The sequence below is a fragment of the Thermococcus aegaeus genome, from assembly GCF_055393685.1.
On sequence record NZ_AP042464.1, the window covers coordinates 99,321 to 116,695 of the forward strand.

19 protein-coding genes are annotated in these 17,375 nt (G+C 42.6%); 10 read left to right on the plus strand and 9 right to left on the minus strand.

The genetic code is table 11. The features are described 5' to 3' along the window. The first annotated feature begins 516 nt into the window (after nucleotides 1–516). Nucleotides 517–1,791, plus strand: coding sequence for a tRNA (N(6)-L-threonylcarbamoyladenosine(37)-C(2))-methylthiotransferase (locus ACZ5NL_RS00560; protein WP_464842382.1), 1,275 nt, complete (start codon nucleotides 517–519; stop codon nucleotides 1,789–1,791). Nucleotides 1,792–1,892: 101 nt separating this feature from the next. On the opposite strand, the gene pepQ is transcribed toward ACZ5NL_RS00560, so the two are convergent. Further along, on the minus strand, nucleotides 1,893–2,936 hold the full coding sequence (gene pepQ / locus ACZ5NL_RS00565) for a Xaa-Pro dipeptidase PepQ (protein WP_464843500.1): 1,044 nt from the start codon (nucleotides 2,934–2,936) through the stop codon (nucleotides 1,893–1,895). 102 nt (nucleotides 2,937–3,038) lie between these two features. On the opposite strand from pepQ, the gene ACZ5NL_RS00570 reads away from it, so the two are divergent. Next, nucleotides 3,039–3,446 carry an RNA-binding domain-containing protein gene (locus ACZ5NL_RS00570; protein WP_464843501.1) on the plus strand — a complete coding sequence of 136 codons (408 nt, stop codon included), beginning with the start codon at nucleotides 3,039–3,041 and terminating at the stop codon, nucleotides 3,444–3,446. On the opposite strand, the gene hflX is transcribed toward ACZ5NL_RS00570, so the two are convergent. After that, a complete protein-coding gene (hflX, locus tag ACZ5NL_RS00575) occupies nucleotides 3,447–4,721 on the minus strand; it encodes a GTPase HflX (protein ID WP_464842384.1) in 1,275 nt (424 codons plus the stop codon). Nucleotides 4,722–4,801: 80 nt separating this feature from the next. Between hflX and ACZ5NL_RS00580 the strand changes: the two genes are divergently transcribed. Further along, complete coding sequence (locus ACZ5NL_RS00580; RefSeq protein ID WP_464842386.1) at nucleotides 4,802–5,158, plus strand: carboxymuconolactone decarboxylase family protein; 357 nt, start codon at nucleotides 4,802–4,804, stop codon at nucleotides 5,156–5,158. A 2-nt stretch (nucleotides 5,159–5,160) separates the two neighbouring features. Here the strand turns inward: ACZ5NL_RS00580 and ACZ5NL_RS00585 are convergent, their stop codons facing one another. From ACZ5NL_RS00585 to ACZ5NL_RS00600, 4 genes are all read right to left on the minus strand, one after another. Then, entirely contained in the window at nucleotides 5,161–5,502 is a 342-nt protein-coding gene (locus ACZ5NL_RS00585; RefSeq protein ID WP_004066781.1) for a nascent polypeptide-associated complex protein, read from the minus strand. Between the two features lie 64 nt (nucleotides 5,503–5,566). Beyond that, complete coding sequence (locus tag ACZ5NL_RS00590; protein ID WP_464842387.1) at nucleotides 5,567–6,598, minus strand: tetratricopeptide repeat protein; 1,032 nt, start codon at nucleotides 6,596–6,598, stop codon at nucleotides 5,567–5,569. Beyond that, nucleotides 6,586–7,113 carry a methylated-DNA--protein-cysteine methyltransferase gene (gene otg, locus ACZ5NL_RS00595; protein ID WP_464842388.1) on the minus strand — a complete coding sequence of 176 codons (528 nt, stop codon included), beginning with the start codon at nucleotides 7,111–7,113 and terminating at the stop codon, nucleotides 6,586–6,588. Before otg ends, ACZ5NL_RS00590 begins: the two co-directional genes overlap by 13 nt. Beyond that, nucleotides 7,100–7,840 (minus strand): RNA methyltransferase, encoded by a 741-nt coding sequence (locus ACZ5NL_RS00600; RefSeq protein ID WP_464842389.1) that lies wholly within the window; start codon nucleotides 7,838–7,840, stop codon nucleotides 7,100–7,102. Before ACZ5NL_RS00600 ends, otg begins: the two co-directional genes overlap by 14 nt. Nucleotides 7,841–7,880: 40 nt before the next feature. Here ACZ5NL_RS00600 and ACZ5NL_RS00605 point away from each other — a divergent pair, with 40 nt between their 5' ends. The 4 genes from ACZ5NL_RS00605 to ACZ5NL_RS00620 are packed head-to-tail and all read left to right on the plus strand — an operon-like array spanning nucleotide 7,881 to nucleotide 11,027. Further along, nucleotides 7,881–8,528, plus strand: a complete 648-nt coding sequence (locus tag ACZ5NL_RS00605; protein ID WP_464842390.1) for a hypothetical protein — start codon at nucleotides 7,881–7,883, stop codon at nucleotides 8,526–8,528. Beyond that, nucleotides 8,525–9,424, plus strand: a complete 900-nt coding sequence (locus tag ACZ5NL_RS00610; protein WP_464842392.1) for a 2-dehydropantoate 2-reductase — start codon at nucleotides 8,525–8,527, stop codon at nucleotides 9,422–9,424. The genes ACZ5NL_RS00605 and ACZ5NL_RS00610 overlap by 4 nt, the downstream gene beginning before the upstream one ends. Nucleotides 9,425–9,459: 35 nt before the next feature. Further along, entirely contained in the window at nucleotides 9,460–10,107 is a 648-nt protein-coding gene (locus ACZ5NL_RS00615) for a TIGR00153 family protein (protein WP_464842394.1), read from the plus strand. Nucleotides 10,108–10,109: 2 nt separating this feature from the next. Beyond that, nucleotides 10,110–11,027 (plus strand): D-2-hydroxyacid dehydrogenase, encoded by a 918-nt coding sequence (locus ACZ5NL_RS00620; protein WP_464842396.1) that lies wholly within the window; start codon nucleotides 10,110–10,112, stop codon nucleotides 11,025–11,027. A gap of 62 nt (nucleotides 11,028–11,089) precedes the next feature. Here the strand turns inward: ACZ5NL_RS00620 and ACZ5NL_RS00625 are convergent, their stop codons facing one another. Next, complete coding sequence (locus tag ACZ5NL_RS00625; protein ID WP_464842397.1) at nucleotides 11,090–12,091, minus strand: 2-hydroxyacid dehydrogenase; 1,002 nt, start codon at nucleotides 12,089–12,091, stop codon at nucleotides 11,090–11,092. 107 nt (nucleotides 12,092–12,198) lie between these two features. Between ACZ5NL_RS00625 and proS the strand changes: the two genes are divergently transcribed. Beyond that, complete coding sequence (gene proS, locus ACZ5NL_RS00630; protein ID WP_464842399.1) at nucleotides 12,199–13,665, plus strand: proline--tRNA ligase; 1,467 nt, start codon at nucleotides 12,199–12,201, stop codon at nucleotides 13,663–13,665. Here the strand turns inward: proS and pcp are convergent. After that, nucleotides 13,662–14,264 (minus strand): pyroglutamyl-peptidase I, encoded by a 603-nt coding sequence (gene pcp, locus ACZ5NL_RS00635; RefSeq protein WP_464843502.1) that lies wholly within the window; start codon nucleotides 14,262–14,264, stop codon nucleotides 13,662–13,664. The two genes, proS and pcp, sit on opposite strands and share 4 nt — an antisense overlap. A gap of 62 nt (nucleotides 14,265–14,326) precedes the next feature. Here pcp and ACZ5NL_RS00640 point away from each other — a divergent pair, with 62 nt between their 5' ends. Both ACZ5NL_RS00640 and ACZ5NL_RS00645 read left to right on the plus strand, forming a co-directional pair. After that, on the plus strand, nucleotides 14,327–15,445 hold the full coding sequence (locus tag ACZ5NL_RS00640; RefSeq protein WP_464843503.1) for a geranylgeranyl reductase family protein: 1,119 nt from the start codon (nucleotides 14,327–14,329) through the stop codon (nucleotides 15,443–15,445). Between the two features lies 1 nt (nucleotide 15,446). Further along, nucleotides 15,447–15,791, plus strand: coding sequence for an ASCH domain-containing protein (locus ACZ5NL_RS00645; protein ID WP_464842401.1), 345 nt, complete (start codon nucleotides 15,447–15,449; stop codon nucleotides 15,789–15,791). Here ACZ5NL_RS00645 and ACZ5NL_RS00650 read toward each other — a convergent pair. Next, nucleotides 15,783–17,285, minus strand: a complete 1,503-nt coding sequence (locus tag ACZ5NL_RS00650) for a carboxypeptidase M32 (RefSeq protein WP_464842402.1) — start codon at nucleotides 17,283–17,285, stop codon at nucleotides 15,783–15,785. The two genes, ACZ5NL_RS00645 and ACZ5NL_RS00650, sit on opposite strands and share 9 nt — an antisense overlap. Nucleotides 17,286–17,375 lie beyond the last annotated feature (90 nt).

The window sequence follows — 17,375 nt, forward strand, 5'->3', positions numbered from 1 at the left end:
ACTTTTGACGAGCGAAACCTTTTTAAACTTTAGAGAGTAATAAGGCCCCAGAGGGGCCAGTCAAAACAACCCGATGAGACGAGGGGTCTCACGTTACCACTCTGCTTTAGAGTGGTTGACGCTGTTAAGTGTCCTTTCAAAACCACCCTTGAGCGGTTGGAAACCGTGAGTAAGCGATAACCCCAATCCGGCTTTGGCCGGTAGGGGTAATGGGCCGAAGACCCGGCCTTCGGGCTGAACCGAAACCGGTGACGGGAGTAGGTGATGGGCCCGTAAACCTTCCCGCACTTGGGTTAGGGGGTTCTTGGTTGGAACCCTCGCCGTTCACGGCGGGGAGGAGGTCAGGTACTTCTCAATGGCTTCTTTTATTGCCTTTGCAGCCTTTTCCGTTGTTTTGTGCTTAGAGTCATAGACTATGCACACCTTCATCGTCCATCATTTTTTTGTTCTCTTGAAAGTTTAAATACCCATCTTTGCTACCATATCTTTTTAAATGCTCTGAGGGATTGGATTGCGATGAGGGTTCACATAGAGACTTATGGATGTACAAGGAACAGAGCAGATGCAGAGATGATGGAAGCTTTACTTCTCAAAGCAGGATGCGAAATAGTGGAATTAGATAGTGCGGAGTATGTTGTTGTAAACACTTGTGCCGTTAAGGATCCAACAGAAAAGCATATGAGCAAAAGGATTAGAGAACTCCTTGACAGTGGAAAAAAAGTAATAGTAACAGGCTGCCTACCTCACGTTAATCCAAACGCAATAGATGAAAGGGTCTCCGGAATTCTTGGGGTTAAAAGCATAGACAGAATTGTTGAAGCGCTACACCTGGCCGAGAGGGGAGAAAAATTAATCAGCGTTGAAGGATGGAAAGAGAGAAGCATAGATAAGCTTGAACTCCCCAGAGTTTGGAAAAAAGGTGTTGTTTTTGTAGTCCCGATAAGCGAAGGATGTTTGAATGCGTGCACATACTGTGCAACAAGATTTGCTAGGGGAGTTTTAAAGAGCTATAAACCCGAGCTTATTGTTAAATGGGTAAAAGAAGCCGTAGCTAAGGGATACAAAGAGATTCAGCTCTCAAGCGAAGATACGGGCTGTTATGGGTTTGATATAGGCACGAACTTAGCAAGGCTTTTGGATGAAATCACAACAATAGAGGGGGAGTTTAGGATAAGGATCGGCATGATGAACCCCAACAATGCAATCAAAATACTCGACGAGCTTGTAGAGGTTTACAAAGATGAAAAAGTCTATAAGTTCCTGCATTTGCCAGTGCAGAGCGGTGACAATGAAATTTTGAGGAAAATGGGGAGAACTTATACAGTTGAAGAGTTCGAAGAAATAGTCAGGGAATTTAGAAGACATATTAAAGATCTTAACCTGAACACCGATATAATAGTTGGCTTTCCAGGGGAAAGCGAAGAAGCCTTCCAGAATACGGTGGAGCTAATTAAAAGGATAAAACCCGACAAGATAAATGTTTCGCGCTTTTCGCCAAGACCTGGGACATTAGCGGCAAAGATGAAAGGGCAAATAGTAGGGTGGAAGGTAAAGGAGCGCTCCCGCTACCTACACAGGCTTAGACTTTCAATAAGCTACGAGATAAATAAGGGATATGTGGGAAGAGAAGTGGATGTTTTGACGCATAGCGAGGGCAAGAGGGGAGGAATAGAAGGAAGAACCATGAACTATAAAGACATAATACTTCCCGAGGCACCGACAGGAGAATTTGTGAAAGCTAAAGTCACCAAGGCAACTTCAACGTATCTTCTAGGTGAAGTTGTAGAATAAGCCTAAAACCAGTTGCTAGTGGCACAAGAAGAGAGATGCTTTTGTCGAGATCTGGTGAATTGGAATAAAAGAAAATCAAAATTTTCAAGCTCTAGCAAACCTTAAATAAGCTCTCTATCTGTTTTTGTTAGCCTTTTTGCACCGTTCTTTGTTATAACGACGGTATCTTCGATCCTAACGCCGCCGAACTTTGGAATGTATATCCCTGGCTCTATCGTGATTACCATTCCCTCTTTTAGCACGGTCTCATCTTGTTGAGAAACCCTTGGCCATTCGTGAACCTGAAGTCCTATCCCATGCCCGAGGGAGTGAATAAACTTATCGCCATAGCCATACTCCTCTATTACCTTTCTCGCAACACTATCAAGCTCCTTTGCAGTCATTCCAGGTCTTGCCTCTTTGACAGCTTTTTTCTGAGCCTCAAGAACTATCTCATAAATCTCCTTCTGCTTTTCATTTGGAGTGCCCACAACTATTGTCCTCGTTATGTCGGAGTTGTAGTGTTTGTATAACGCCCCAAGGTCTACGACAACGAGGTCTCCTCTCTCAATCCTCTTATCGCTTGCAACCCCATGAGGCAGGGCAGAGCGGTAACCACTTGCAATTATTGTATCAAAGGCAGGCTTTTCAGCCCCTTCAATTTTCATGACGTATTCAACCCTAGCGGCAATCTCTTTCTCGCGCTTTCCTTCACTTATCTCTTCTATGGCTGTCATTACACCTATATCTGCCAATCTGCATGCATCTTCAATAAGCTTTATTTCCTCTTCGCTCTTTATCATTCTGAGGTCTTTTATTACGTCATCTAGAAGCTTGAATTCCTTAATACTCGCTTTCTCCTTTAAGGTGTTGTGGAAGGAAATGCTCATGTTGCCTTCGACCGCAAGTGACTTAAAGCGCTTTAGATACTCGTAGAGCTCATCCATTTTCTTGAAATTCTCAACAGCAACATTGGCTTCCTCTTTTGCCTGCTCGTACTCGAGTTCAGGGACGAGTAGGGTTTCTTCCTCCAAGGTTACTACCAGATAACCACCCACTAGGGGGGCGGCGTTTGTGAAGTAGAAAAGGTTTGGAGCGCTTGTTATTAAAGCAGCTTCGATTTCATTCTCCTCTAAATATTTTTTGATGCTCTCGATCCTTCCCATGCTTTTCACCAATTTAGATGAGTTTTGCCGTAATAAAATGCTTTCGGTAGATGTTGTGGAAAAGTTCAAAAACCGTCTTCCTAATTATCTCTGGTGAGCGAGATGTTTGAAGAGGTTGAAGTTGAAGCTTATGTTTACCCTACAGAGGATCTTGAAAAGGTTAAAAGGGCTATGCTCAATTTGGTTTCACCCCTCGAGTTTGAGGCCTTTGACAAAGGAGATTACATCCTTTTGGTGGGAAGAACAAGGGATAAAAAAGCACTTCAGAGACTTTATGAGCTTTTTAGGGGACAGCAAATCCTAGATACGGCGAGGGCAATGTTAGAAGAAGGGTACTTTGGGGAGGAGATAATAATCAAGGTGCACAAGCAGGTCGCATATGTGGGCAAGGTCAATTTTAACGAGGAATCCCCCCTAGGTCCAATAACGATAATAATAAGGACAAAAGACCCGCAAAGGCTAATGAAGTGGTTAGCCCCTAGAACAAAGGATGGAGTGCCAATAGAATAGTTAGCTTGGATGCTTTAGCTCTACTCCCATTTTTGTAAGGCTCTTTATCATGCCCACTTGGATGTATGCTGAAATCCTCGTTGTTTCGCCGTATTTTACGTCGAGGATTTCCCCTATGGAGTTTATTAAGGCTATCACCTTAGGTACTTTCTCTTTTTCCTTGACCAGAATCTCAAAGAGCCTGTATTTTGGAAGGGTAAACATTACCTCCTCAAGGGCATTGTAGAGTTCTTCCAAATCCTTCTCCTTTGCAGATATTGAGGCAATTTCACTTATGGTGATCCCTTTCCTGCTGATTAATTCCTCAATTGCCTTCTTTTTGTCTGAAAGATCTTCCTCACTTGTAAGGTCTTTCTTGTTCAAAACGACTATGATGGGCTTATCCAATGCTTTAAGTTCTTTCAGCACTTCTATTGATGCCAAAAACTTCCTCTTTATCTCTCTCCAAGGTTCACTTGAGTCCAAAACAAGGAGAACAATATCTGCCCTCACTATCTCCTCAAGGGTTGAATGGAAGGCTTCAACTATAAACGGCGGAAGGTCGTCTATAAATCCAACGGTGTCAGTTATCAGTGCCCTTTTTCCGTTTATTGTAAACCTTCTAGTGGTTGTGTCGAGAGTTGTGAACATCTGCGTCTTTGCCTCTATGCTCTCATCGGCTAGTGCATTTAAGAGAGTTGACTTTCCAGCGTTTGTATAGCCTGCTAAAGCGACCAATATGAATCCTACTTCTTCCCTTCTCTTTCTTTTTACTTCTCTGTCAGCCTTGACCTTTTCAAGCTCTTTCCTTATTTTCCCCATTCTATAGCGGATGTGCTTCAGGTACTGCTGTGTCTGATATTCACCCATACCCTTGAAACCTGCTCTATCTCCAAGCTTAATTCTCCGGATGGCTTCTTTTACAAGAGGTAGCTCGTATTGAAGGTTTGCCAGTTCAACTTGAAGCTTGGCTTCCTTTGAGTGTGCCCTCTTCTCAAATATCTCAAGAACAAGTTGCCACTTATCAATGACATCAATCCTGAGCTCTTTAGTTATGTTAAAGGACTGAGAGGGCGTGAGCGGATTTGCGAATATTACCCTATCGGGATTGAGCTCTTTTATGAGTACCTTCACTTCTTGGAGCTTTCCTGGCCCTATATTATATTTTGGGTGTTCTTCTCTGGTTTGTTCAACTATTGCGAGAATCTCATAACCGGCACTTCTCAAAAGCTCCTCGAATTCTTCTTTATTGACTCTCCTATTCGGTGAGTGTCTTATTACTCCAATAGCTCTCATCGATTGGAGCTAAGCAAAGGGGTTTATATTCTTTTGGATAGGTATTTATACCTAGGAAACTAATCTTATACGGTGGTATTATGGAGTGTGAAGACGTCCAGACAAAACTTAAGGAAATAGAGGAACTTCTGCAAACACTTGGAAAACAACACCCCAAGGAAATATCGGCCTTTTCAAGGTTTTTAAGGGAAGTTGCCGAGACGAAAGCTCTAACAACAAGAGAAAAAGAGCTTATAGCTTTGGCCTTGGGGATAGCTGCCGGTTGTGAGTGGTGCATCTATTTGCATACCCAAAAAGCTTTGGAAGCGGGAGCAAAAAAGGAAGAGCTTATAGAGGCAGGGCTGGTAGCAGTTTTAATGGCTGGAGGACCGGCCTTAATGCATTTGATCCCCTTAATGAAAGCAATTGAGGCATTTGAAAAGGGACATGAGGGATAGGACTAAGATTCTTGGAGTTTTAGTATTGCCTCTGCTAAATCTCCTTTTGTTTCTTCCAATGCCTTTTTGGCAGTCTCGTAGTCAACGCCTGCTTGCTCCATAACAAGTTTTATATCCTCTTCGGGAATATTGAGAACTTCTCTGACTTCCTCTTTGCCCACTATTTGATAGCTCTTCTCTCCCATAGCTGTTATCACAGTTACTGCAGCGTCTTTAATCACAATTTCCTTGTTTTCAAGCCTTATTATAACTTCCTTAACTCCCTCAAGCTCTTCCATTTTAATTCCGAGCTGTTTCATGAGCTTCTGCATCTGTTTGGGGTTCATACCCTTCATTGGCATCATACTTACCACCAGAAAGGAATCAAGAAAAGAATATATAACGGTTTCCCAAAAAATGAAAATGTCATCAAGATTTCTTCTCCTCTTCTGGGAAGTTTGAAGTCTCTTCATTACTTTTCATTATCTTTTCCCTGTACTCTTCGTATTTTTTCCTTGCCTCCTCAGCTTTCTCTTTTTCTCCCAAATATTCATAAGCCTCTGCAACATGCTTCCACCACATAGGGTCTTCTTCAGCCTCTTTTAGACAGTATTCAAGGAATTTTTGATAAGCCTCTTTTGCAAGCTCTTCATTTCCTAGTTTCCTTGCTATATTGCCTACATCCTCCCAGAAAACCCCTTCCTCCTGTGCCTCACCTTTGTAGTACTCTAAGGCCTTTTCCCAAGCTTCCTTGGCCTTTTCTTTATTGCCTAGCTCTTCATAAAGCTTTGCCACATCCTCCCAGAACCATGGCTCTTCCTCGGCATACTTCTCCAAAGCCTTTGCAGCCCTCTCCATGTTACCGGCCTTTTTCCAGTATTCATGGGCCTCTTTGAGGTAGTAGGTATCTTTTTCTTTCTCGTAAAGTTGTTCATAAATTTCTGCAGCTCTCTCGTATTTTTCGGCCTTTTCATACGCCCATGCTGCGCTTTCCATCCAGCCGAGCTTTTCATACATTTCAGCGGCTTTTAAGTAGTTCCCCCTCTTTTCGTATTTTCTTGCAGCGGCTTTATATTTACCAGCCCTTTCAAGACTCTCGGCACTTCTAAAGCGGTCAGTTAAGCTCAAATCGGGTTCACTTATGTACCATATACCAAACGCAAGCCCTAGGACAAAGAGAAGTATTATTCCACCAACTACCTTGAGTTTCTGCCATGTAATGCTTAGATACGTTGCGTAAGCACTTAGGGCCGTTGGGATTATCAAAAGTCCGGCGTACTTCCAGCTTTCTGCGTAAAGCGTCAATGCCAAGAAGAATCCAAGCATTAGGGTTAATCCCAAAAATCCTAAGCTCAACACGATCCTGACCAGCATCCAAAAGCCCCATTTGTATATTATGCCTGCCGCTATCGCGATAATCGCCACAAGGAATCCTATGAGATAGAGTTTTAGCTTGTCCATTTTTTCACCCCCTCCAACATGAGTAAAAACTTCTTGTACTCTATTTTTGGAGTGTATCTCCCTAACCCATTTGACGCAACGACTCTATGGCAGGGGACTATTATGGGGTAGGGGTTTCTTCTCATTGCCCCACCGACGGCTCTTGGCGAGCTTTTGAGCATCTTAGCAAGCTCACCGTATGTTATGACTTCCCCTCTTTTAACCTTTTTTGTAAGTGTCTCGTAAACTTTCTTCTCAAAGGAAGTAGTTCCCTTAAAGCTGAGGTGCTTCAACATCTCCTCATTTTTAATTTCTCCCATGAGGACCTTGTAGACCAATCGAGGGAAGTTGCTTTCTTTTTCCTTTAGATCAATCTCCACTCCTCGCTTTTGCAAATGTCCTACCAAAGCCCTAATTCTTTCTCGAAGAAACTCTTCTCCATCAAGGGAAAAGACTATGCCGTGAATCTTCTCTTCATGAATCACGGCTATTTGTATTTCTTGTCCGTTTATTTTGAAGGAATCAACGGCTATCATCTTTACATCTCTCCAATCTTTCGATGGCTTTCCTCAAAGGTCCATACATGGAGTGTATTTCCTTTGCATATATAAACCCCCTTCCCAGAAAACGTTGAAACATCAACACGGAGAGCTTTCTCCTTTCTAAATCTTTCGGATACTCCAGAACATCCAAAAGCTTTTCCCAAAGCTCAACCAATCTGGCTCTCTCTGCCTTTGTCGATTTTCTAAGTTTCTTTTTGACTTCAACAATTTCAGCCTTTGTCTTCTGCTTGTAAATCTCATAAAGAATAATACCAACTGCATGACTTAGGTTCATTACGGGATATTCCTCGCTGGTAGGAATTGTAATCGTAAAGTCGAGCTTCTTGAGCTCATCATTGTCCAATCCTCTACTTTCTCTTCCAAAAACAAGTCCAATCCTTCCGTCGTAAAGAAAGATCCTTTTTGCGAATTCTTCCGGCGTTATGGGAGTTCTCTCTGGAATATAATCCCCTCCGGGCACTCCAGTAGTCCCTAAAGCCAAATCTACCATTTCAAGAGCTTCCTCAAGAGTCTCAACAACTTTTGCATTTTCCAATACATCTACGGCATGGACGGCAAATTTTCTGGCCGTTTTGTCGTTAGGACTAACCCTGGGATTAACTAGGATAAGCTTCTTTACTCCAAAGTTTTTCATCACCCTTGCAATAGCCCCCAGATTTATGGGATATTCAACCTCGACAAGTATTATCATGGGCTCCATGACTGCAAGATATTTAAGGGAATGTATTAAAATGGTTACGGTGAAGATTGTGAAAAAGGCTCTGCCAATAGGCGTATACCTCTTATCCCTTGCAGTTTTTGTTTATGGCATAAAGACGGAACTTCTGGATAAGTTGAGTGATAAACCGGGATGGTTTTATCTTTCCCCTCTTCTGCTGGCACTTTTTTCACTCACCTATTTGAACGAAAAACCAAGATTTTTTGGAGGACTTTCCCTGTTCTCGGGTTTTATGATCGCCATATTCTATTGGGCAGACGTGAAAATTCCGGTAGTCTTTGCCATAGGTCTTTTGCTCTCACTCATTGCCACAGTTCTTGCTCTCCCCAAAGCGGGCCAACCGGTTAGCCTGGTTGAAAGAGCTATCAACATCAGCATTGGGCTTGTTTCCCTAATTACTCTGCTGGAGGTTTTAAACATCGTGTGGCCAGATGAAATAAAGCTCTATATATTTTCTTTAGCAATTGTTGGGATCTTGTTGCTCTCTTCGAGAAACAGAAAACTTTCAATAGCTGGAATTCCTCTCTTGGCTTTGTTTTACGGCACGTTGTCTTATACGATTTACACCTTTAATTACTTCATTCGAGAATACTGGTGGATATCCTTTGCGATTTCCCTCGCATTGCCCGTTTACTCATTATTTCCCTTGAGGAAGGTGATGAGGGGATGAAAATTTATGTTCTCGGTGCAGGATCCATAGGTTCCCTTTTTGGTGCACTCTTATCGAGAATAGGGGAAGATGTAACGCTGATAGGTCGGAAAGAGCATGTAGAGGCAATAAACAACAATGGTCTTATGGTGGTTGGGATTGAGGAATTCACAGTGCATCCAAGGGCAGTTACCGAAGTACCTCCAGAGCCGCCGGACTTGATAATCCTAGCGACAAAATCCTACTCCTCTGCTTATGCCTTAAAATGCGCCAATAAAAGCATAGGGAAAAGCACGTGGATATTAAGCATTCAAAACGGGCTCGGAAACGAGGATGAAGCGTTAAGATATACCAAAAATGTTCTGGGTGGAATAACCACCAATGGGGCGACCCTTGAAAGGTGGGGAGTTGTTAGGTGGACTGGGCGAGGGATAACAATAATTGGAAATTACCCCAAGGGGAGGGGAGAATTTGCAGAGAGGCTTGTTGCCCTCTTTAAGAAAGCTGGGTTAGAGGCGGAGATTAGTGATAACATAGTGGGATGGAAATGGGCAAAGGCTATAGTCAACTCTGCGATAAACCCTATAGGAGCAATTATGGAAGCCAAAAATGGAGATATTTTAGAGAATGATCATCTTTTAACCTTGGCAATGGAAGTCGTGAAAGAAGGCTGTCAGGTGGCAATTCAATGGGGAATCGAGTTTGACATGCATCCAATGGAACTTCTCCTCGAGACTCTTAAAAGAACAAGGGAAAACTACAACTCCATGCTCCAGGACATAAGAAGGGGCAAAATGACGGAGATAGACTTTATAAACGGTAAAATTATTGAATACGGCGAGAAAATAGGACTAAAAACCCCCTTAAACTTTGCACTCTGGAGTTTGGTAAAGGCCAAGGAGTCACAAACTAAATAAAGAGTCCCATTGATAGTATAGTGGGGGGGTACACTATGCCCATATTTGGAGGGAAGGAAAATAATGTTTTTGCAACGATTGACAAGCATCTTGAAGCGGTAAATTCCACCATAGTAAAGCTCAAAGAACTCGTGGAAGCTTATCTTAATGGAGAAGTTGAGAGAGCAGAGGTTCTAATGAAGGAAGTTGAAGAGCTAGAGAGGGGAGCGGACAATTTAAGGAGAGAAATAGAGACGATGCTTTATCAAGGTGCCTTTTTGCCCGTTAACAGGGGTGACTACGCTCGGTTATCTGAACTCGTGGATAGTGTTGCGGATGCAGCAGAAAGTGCTGCCCACTCTTTAATCCTGGCAAAACCTAAAGTCCCCTCAGAACTAAAGGGAGAGATCTTGGAACTTCTTGATTATTCTTTAAGAACGTATCAGCTCCTTGAAAAGGCCGTTAAAGCGCTCAACACAGATGTTGATGAGGCAATTGAATATGCAAAAAAGACTGAAATAGCAGAGGAAGAGGCTGATAAAATCGAGTATTCTCTTTTGAGAAAAGTTTTTGAAAGTGAAAAAATAACAACATTTGCAAAAATCATATGGGATAAGGTTATAACAAAGATTGGGGATATAGCCGATAGAGCGGAGGATGCCTCCGATCAGGTTTTGCTTATGGCACTAAAAAGGAGGGGTTGAAAATGAAAGTGTTGGTTGCCGCACCTCTTCATGAAAAGGCAATTGAGATTTTGAAAAACGCCGGGTTAGAGGTAGTCTATGAGGAATACCCTGATCAAGAAAAGCTCAAGGAACTTGTTAAAGATGTCAGTGCTATAATAGTCAGAAGCAAGCCAAAGGTAACAAAAGAAATTATAGATGCTTCGCCTAATCTCAAGGTCATAGCCAGAGCCGGCGTTGGTCTGGACAACATAGATGTTGAATACGCAAAGAGCAAAGGGATTAGGATCGTTAACGCTCCTGCTGCATCAAGTAGAAGCGTTGCCGAGTTGGCTATCGCATTGATGTTTAATGTGGCCAGAAAAGTAGCCTTCGCTGACAGGAAGATGAGGGAAGGAGTATGGGCTAAGAAGCAGTGCATGGGTTTTGAGCTTGAAGGAAAAACCCTTGGTGTTATAGGATTTGGAAGGATAGGATATACCGTAGCAAAGATAGCAAAGGCCATTGGGATGGAAATCCTTCTATATGACGTTATCAAAAATGAGGAAAGAGCAAGAGAAGTTGGTGGAAAGTTTGTAGAGCTTGAGGAACTGTTGAAAAACAGCGATGTGGTTACCATTCACGTTCCCCTCTTGGACAGCACTTACCACCTCATTAACGAGGAGAGACTGAAGCTCATGAAGCCGAGTGCAATCTTGATCAACACGTCAAGAGGGCCAATTGTGGATACGAACGCTTTAGTAAAGGCGCTTCAAGAGGGATGGATCGCTGGAGCTGGACTGGATGTATTTGAGGAAGAGCCCCTTCCCAAGGACCACCCCTTGACAAAGCTTGACAATGTAGTTTTAACTCCTCACATAGGAGCATCTACGGTTGAAGCCCAAGAAAGAGCTGGCATAGAGGTCGCTGAGAAAGTCGTTAATATTCTGAAGGGCGAGTAGCCCTTTAATCTATTTTTTGCATTTTGATGAGAACTTATAACTTAAAAGTTAAAAGGTAAGGATTAGAGAAGCTTAACCTCCTCTATTGGCCTTACTTTAAGAACTTCCTTATTTACGAGGTTTTCTGGAATCTCCCCCTTAAAAATCGATAGCAGGTTATTTACTGCTTGAAAACCCATGTCTCTCATAGCTTCCTTTGCCAGTCCTGCGTGGTGTGGAGTAAGCACGGTCTCCCATTCCATTTCAAAGAGCTCACTCTCCTGGAGTGGCTCCTTTTCATAAACGTCAGTAGCAAATCCCTTGAGTTTTCCTTCCTTTAAGGCTTTAACAAGGGCTTTTTCGTCAACTAGGCTCCCTCTTCCTATGTTTATTAGATACTTCCCATCCATGAGGTTGAGTCTTTCCTCATTTATTATGTGGTATGTCTGGGGAGTTGAGGGTAGGGCGAGGATAACTATGTCGCTCTGCTTTAGGACTTCATCAAGTGGAAGCCATTTTGCGTTTACTTCCTTTTCTATATCCTCTTTTCTGCTTCTGCTCCAGTAGTAAATATCTGTTCCAAGAGCTTTCATTCTTCTTGCTATGGCCTTGCCTATTGGACCCATCCCAACGATTCCAACTTTTTTGCCATAAACCGTTTCCACTTTTTTATACCATCCCCAAACCGTCCTGTGAGAGTCCCAGAGGCCTCTTCTCACGAACTTGTCTGAATAAGCGATTTTTCTCAGGAGGGCTATGGCCAAACCAACAGCAAACTCTGCAACGGCTTCACTCAAAACCCCGCTAACCTTTGTTACGTATATCCCTTTTTCAGTTGCCGCTTCAATGTCTATATGGTCATAGCCAGCGGAGTGGGTGCTTATGACCTTAAGGTTCTCCCCTTTCTCAATTATCTCCTTATCTACTCTATTTAAGGGTGAGACTATTAATCCGTCGTATCTGCCTATTATTTCAAGTATTTTCTCCTTCTCTGGGTAAACTAATACATCAACGTCGCAATACTGCCTCAAGAGCTCTAGAGGTTCACTCTTCATGTTAAAAAGAACCAAAACTTTTGGTCTCATTTCTTTCACCACTAAAACTTTCATCGAAACATGTTAATAAAACTTTTTGAGAAATCTGCGAAAGATTAAAAAACATTGGACATTTTTAAGGGATAGGTGGTGAGCTTATGGATAATGCCAGTAAGAAGCCAAAAGTAAAGAGAGAAAGGTGGTCAAATGAGTTCAGCGAATGGTACAATGAAATGATAGAACTCGCTGGGATACAGGATAAGAGATACCCGGTAAAGGGAATGAACGTATGGTTGCCCTATGGATTGAGAATTATGAGAAACATTGAAAACTTCATCCACGAGGAGATGAGAAGGACTGGACATGATGAGGTGCTCTTTCCGGCTTTAATTCCAGAGACAGAATTTGAAAAAGAGGCTGAACACATAGCGGGATTCCATGGAGAGGTTTTGTGGGTAACACAAGCTGGTGAGAAGCCTTTAGATATAAAGCTTATCTTGAGACCAACTAGCGAGACTGCGATGTATCCTATGTTTAACCTCTGGATAAGGTCTCATGCAGATCTGCCGTTTAAGGTCTATCAGATAGTCAACGTTTATAGATATGAGACAAAGCACACAAGGCCTTTGATTAGAGTAAGAGAAATAAGTAGGTTCTTTGAATCCCACACTGCTCATGATAGCTTTGAAGATGCTGAGAGACAAATAAAAGAGGATTTGGAGATATTTGACAACCTTGCCAAGAAACTCGCTTTACCTTACATCGTTTCAAAGAGACCTGACTGGGATAAGTTCCCAGGGGCATTCTATTCCCTTGGTGCAGAGGTTATAATGCCCGATGGAAGGACTCTGCAAATTGGAACAATGCACAACTACAAGCAGAACTTTGCAAAGGCATACGAGATAACCTATGAAAAAGAAGACGGCACCCACGACTACGTTCACCAGACTACATTTGGAATGAGCGAGAGATTACTTGCAGCGGTCATGGCGGTACATGGGGACGACAACGGTCTTGTGCTCCCCCCAACAATAGCCCCAATTCAGGTGGTGATAGTTCCGATCCCAATGAAGGATTCTCCGTATGATGTTAATGCTTATGCTAAGGAAATTGCTGAAGAGCTCAAGACAGCTGGCATTAGAGTTCATGTGGATGATAGAGAGGAGATAAGACCTGGAAGAAAGTTCTACGACTGGGAAATTAAAGGAGTCCCGTTAAGGATTGAAGTAGGGCCAAGGGATGTTGAAGGAAAGAAGGCAGTGTTGGCAAGAAGAGACACCTTTGAAAAATTCAGTGTCGAGAGGGAAAAAATCGTTGAGGAAGTTAGAAAGACTCTTGATTTAATAATGGAAAACCTCTATGCAAGAGCAAGAGAGTTCTTAGAGAGCCACATAAAGAGAGTAAATACAATAGAAGAAGCGAAACAGCTCTTTGAGGACAGGAGAGGAGTAGTAGAGCTACCATGGTGTGGTGAAGAGAGCTGTGGGGTCGAGATGGAAGAAATCCTTGACGCAAGCATGCTCGGAATACCTTACCCAGAAGAGACTGCAAAGATTGAAGGGAAGAAGTGTGCCCACTGTGGAAAAGAAGCAAAGTACATAGCAAGATTTGCAAGGACTTACTAGGCCTTTATGCTTTCTTTTATTGCTATTTCTATTGCCTTTCTGATTATCTCAAGGCTCATCGAAGGCTGTGGCTTTTCTAAAACCTGTTCTGGAATGTATGGAACATGTATAAAGCCTGCTTTTGCATTTAATCCATTTGTAGAGATATAGTGCAGGGCTGTGTACATGGCAGTATTGCATACATAAGTCCCAGCGGAGTTTGATACCATAGCGGGAATTTTATTTTCCTTTAGAGCTTTTACAATCCTCTTTATAGGTATCGTGGCGAAATAAGCCGCTGGGGCATCTTCAAAGATTGGCTCATCTTCTGGCTTGTATCCTTCGTTATCTTCCATCCTTGCGTCCATGATGTTTATCGCAACCCTTTCCACGGTTATGTTGACTCTTCCACCAGCTTGGCCTGTGAGAACTACAACATCCGGCCTGATATCTTCTATAATCTTGGGCAGTTTTTCCTTAACCCCCTTAAAGCTCACTGGAAGCTGGTGCTTTATTATCTCTGCATCTTCGATCTTCTCAGGGAGCCCCTTAACAGCTTCCCAGGAGGGGTTTATTTTCTCTCCTCCAAAGGGCTCAAAACCCGTAACCAAAACCTTCATTTGAATCACCAAAAAGCTAAAGTTTAATTAAGATTTAAAGGTTACACTCTTCGGTGAAGCTTATGAAGTATGATGTGGTGATAATAGGTGGAGGAGCAGTCGGGAATTATCTTGCAAATCTTCTTGCGGGAGAGTTTAAAGTTGCACTAATTGAAGCAAAGACCTCTTTTGGAGGTAAAGCGTGCACGGGTATAATCGGGGCAGAAAATTATGAAAAGCTCAACCTTCCCAGAGAAGCCATTCTCAACGAGTTTAGTGGGGCGGTATTTTACTCTAGAATTCAGAGCTTTGAAATAAAGAGAAAAACCCCACAGGCTTATATGGTTGATAGGAAAGTTCTCGAAAAGGCTCTTGCCGAGAGAGCAATCAAAAAAGGTGCCGAATACTACATGGGGACCAAGTTCTTGGGATTTAAAAACGGAAAAGCTCTTGTACAGAGGTTTAATGAAAGGTTTGAGATAGAGGCTGATTTCTATGTGGGAGCCGATGGAGTGTCAAGCAAAGCCGCCCAAGAGATTGGGGCAAAAACAGAGGCAGAATTTTTGAGTGGCTATGAAGTTGATGTGGTGGGGGACTTTAAGAGGAAAAATTTCGTTGAGGTGTGGGTAAATAAGGACATTAACGAGGAGTTTTTCATGTGGGTTGCTCCGGTAAATGAATCCCTAGCAAGAGTGGGCACTTTTGGAAGTTACGATGCTCTTATGAGATTTTTAAGGCTAAGGCTTCTCAAAGAAACTCAAGTGGTTGAGATAAAAGCTGGAAACGTCGGTTTTGGATTTAGAAAGCCATGGGTGAAGGGAAACATTGCACTCGTTGGGGATGCTGCCTTACAGATAAAGCCTCTAACGGCTGGAGGTATTGTATACGGGATGCTCTGTGCTCATGCCCTCAGGTATTCTATCAGAAGAAGTAATCTAGCCATGTACGAAAAGCTTTGTGGGGATATAAAGAAGCAAATAGCCTTTGGACTTAGAGTCAGGAGACTTTTCAAGGCTCTTGACCAGGAGAGAATAGAGAAGCTCTTTGAGATTCTTTCAAGCAGGGAAGCAATAGAGGTAATAGAGAACTATGCAGACTTTGACGACCACAAGAAAACAATAACCGCCCTTGTAAAGCACCCACGTCTGCTTGCGAGAGCTTTAAGGGTTACCCCAATGTTGTTAAGATATCTGGTGATGTAGAATGGAATGGGAAATGGGGCTTCAGGAGAAGTATTTGAGGCTGATAAAAGAGGGAAAAAAGAAGATCGAAGGAAGACTATACGATGAAAAACGAAAAAGAATAAAGCCAGGGGACATAATAATCTTTGAGGGGCGTTTAAAAGTAAAAGTAAAGGGTTTGAGAGTCTATCACTCGTTCAAGGAGATGCTTGAGAAAGAAGGGCTGGAAAGAGTCCTCCCAAACGTGAAAAGCATAGATGAGGGGGTTAAAATCTACAGAAAATTTTACAGTGAAGAGGAAGAAAAGAAATATGGAGTTGTTGCCATTGAGGTGGAGCCAATAATGGAAAACGAAAAATCATCTTAGATATTTTTCCTTTATGTATTCTATGAAGTATTCTGGATTTATGCCTTCTCCGAAGCTCTTCTCTAAGAGTTCCTTTGGTGGGTACATGCTTCCATATTTGTGCACTTTTTCCCTTAGCCATTCTCTTATCGGTGCAAATTCTCCGTTTGCGACCTTCTCATAAAAGTCTGGGATATCTTTAAGGATGTATCTTCGTATCTGCGTTGCTAAGAGTGTTCCAAGGCTGTAGGTGGGGAAGTAGCCGACTGTTCCATGAGCCCAGTGAATATCTTGGAGAATTCCCTCTTTGTAGTTCCTTGGGCGTATACCAAGAAGCCTCTCTATCTCATCGTTCCAGAGTTCGGGGAGTTCTTTAGCCTTGACTTCTTCGTTTACCATGAGCTTCTCAAGCTTATACCTCAAAAGGATGTGCAGGTTGTAGGTAACCTCATCCGCCTCAACTCTTATGAAGTCTGGCCTAACTATGTTGAAGTAGTTATAGATGTCCTCTTCCGTGTATTTTGAAATGAATGGAAGGTTTTCCTTGAGGATTGGATAAATTAGCTCTGCAAATTCTCTGCTTCTTCCGATTATGTTCTCCCAAAATCTACTCTGGCTTTCGTGGATCCCGAGAGAAACGCCTCCGGCTATTGGAGAGAACATGAGCCTCTCATCTACTTGGAGTTCATAGAGCGCGTGACCAAATTCATGAACTACAGCCAAGAGAGTTCTTCTGAAATCAAAGCCCTCGTATCTGGTAGTTATTCTCACGTCGTGGATTCCGAACTCTGTGGTGAACGGATGAGGAGACACATCCAAACGCCCTCTTGTCCCCAAGGGATACCCCAAAAGCTCAAGAACTTTCAAATTGACATTTTTCATTGCTTCGATATTGTATTCCTCCTTCTCCAGAGGGTGCTCTTTAGGAACCTTGCCCTCTTCAATTATTTTATCCAGAATCGGCTTTAGTTCTTTTTCTAGTTTTTCAAATATTGGTTCCAAGTCCCTAGTTCTTAGTCCTTCCTCATAGAGGTCAAGAAGGGCATCGTATGGATACTCTTCATAGCCGAGGTAATCTGCTGCTTTCTTTGCAAGCTCTATTATCTTATCAAGCCACGGTTCGAACTTCTTGAAGTCATCCTTTTCCTTCGCTTCAGCCCATGCCATGGTTGCTTTGCTTCTAACTTCGCTTAGCTCCCTAACGAACTCTGGTGGAAATGCCTTTGCTATTCTTATCTCCCTCTGCAGTACCCTAACGACTCCTTTCTCATAATCGTTTAACTCCTCTCCAGCTGCTTTTTCTACTAGCTCGACAAACTTTGGCTCTAGCATAAAACTGTGGGCTAAAACTGAAAGTTCTCCCTGTGCAGTGCTCCTCTCAGTTATCCCCATTTTGGGCATATTTACTTCCATATCCCATCCAAGGACGCTCTGAGCGTGTCCAATTGCCCATATCTTCCTATAGTGGGCTAAAATTTGTTTTATGGTCTCGTTTTGGAATATTTCCTCAGCCATCTTTGTTCACCTGTGTATATCTAATCTCAGTGATGTTTTTAACTCTTTCGACATACATCTTAACGCAAAAAACTCGCTTGAAAACACTAA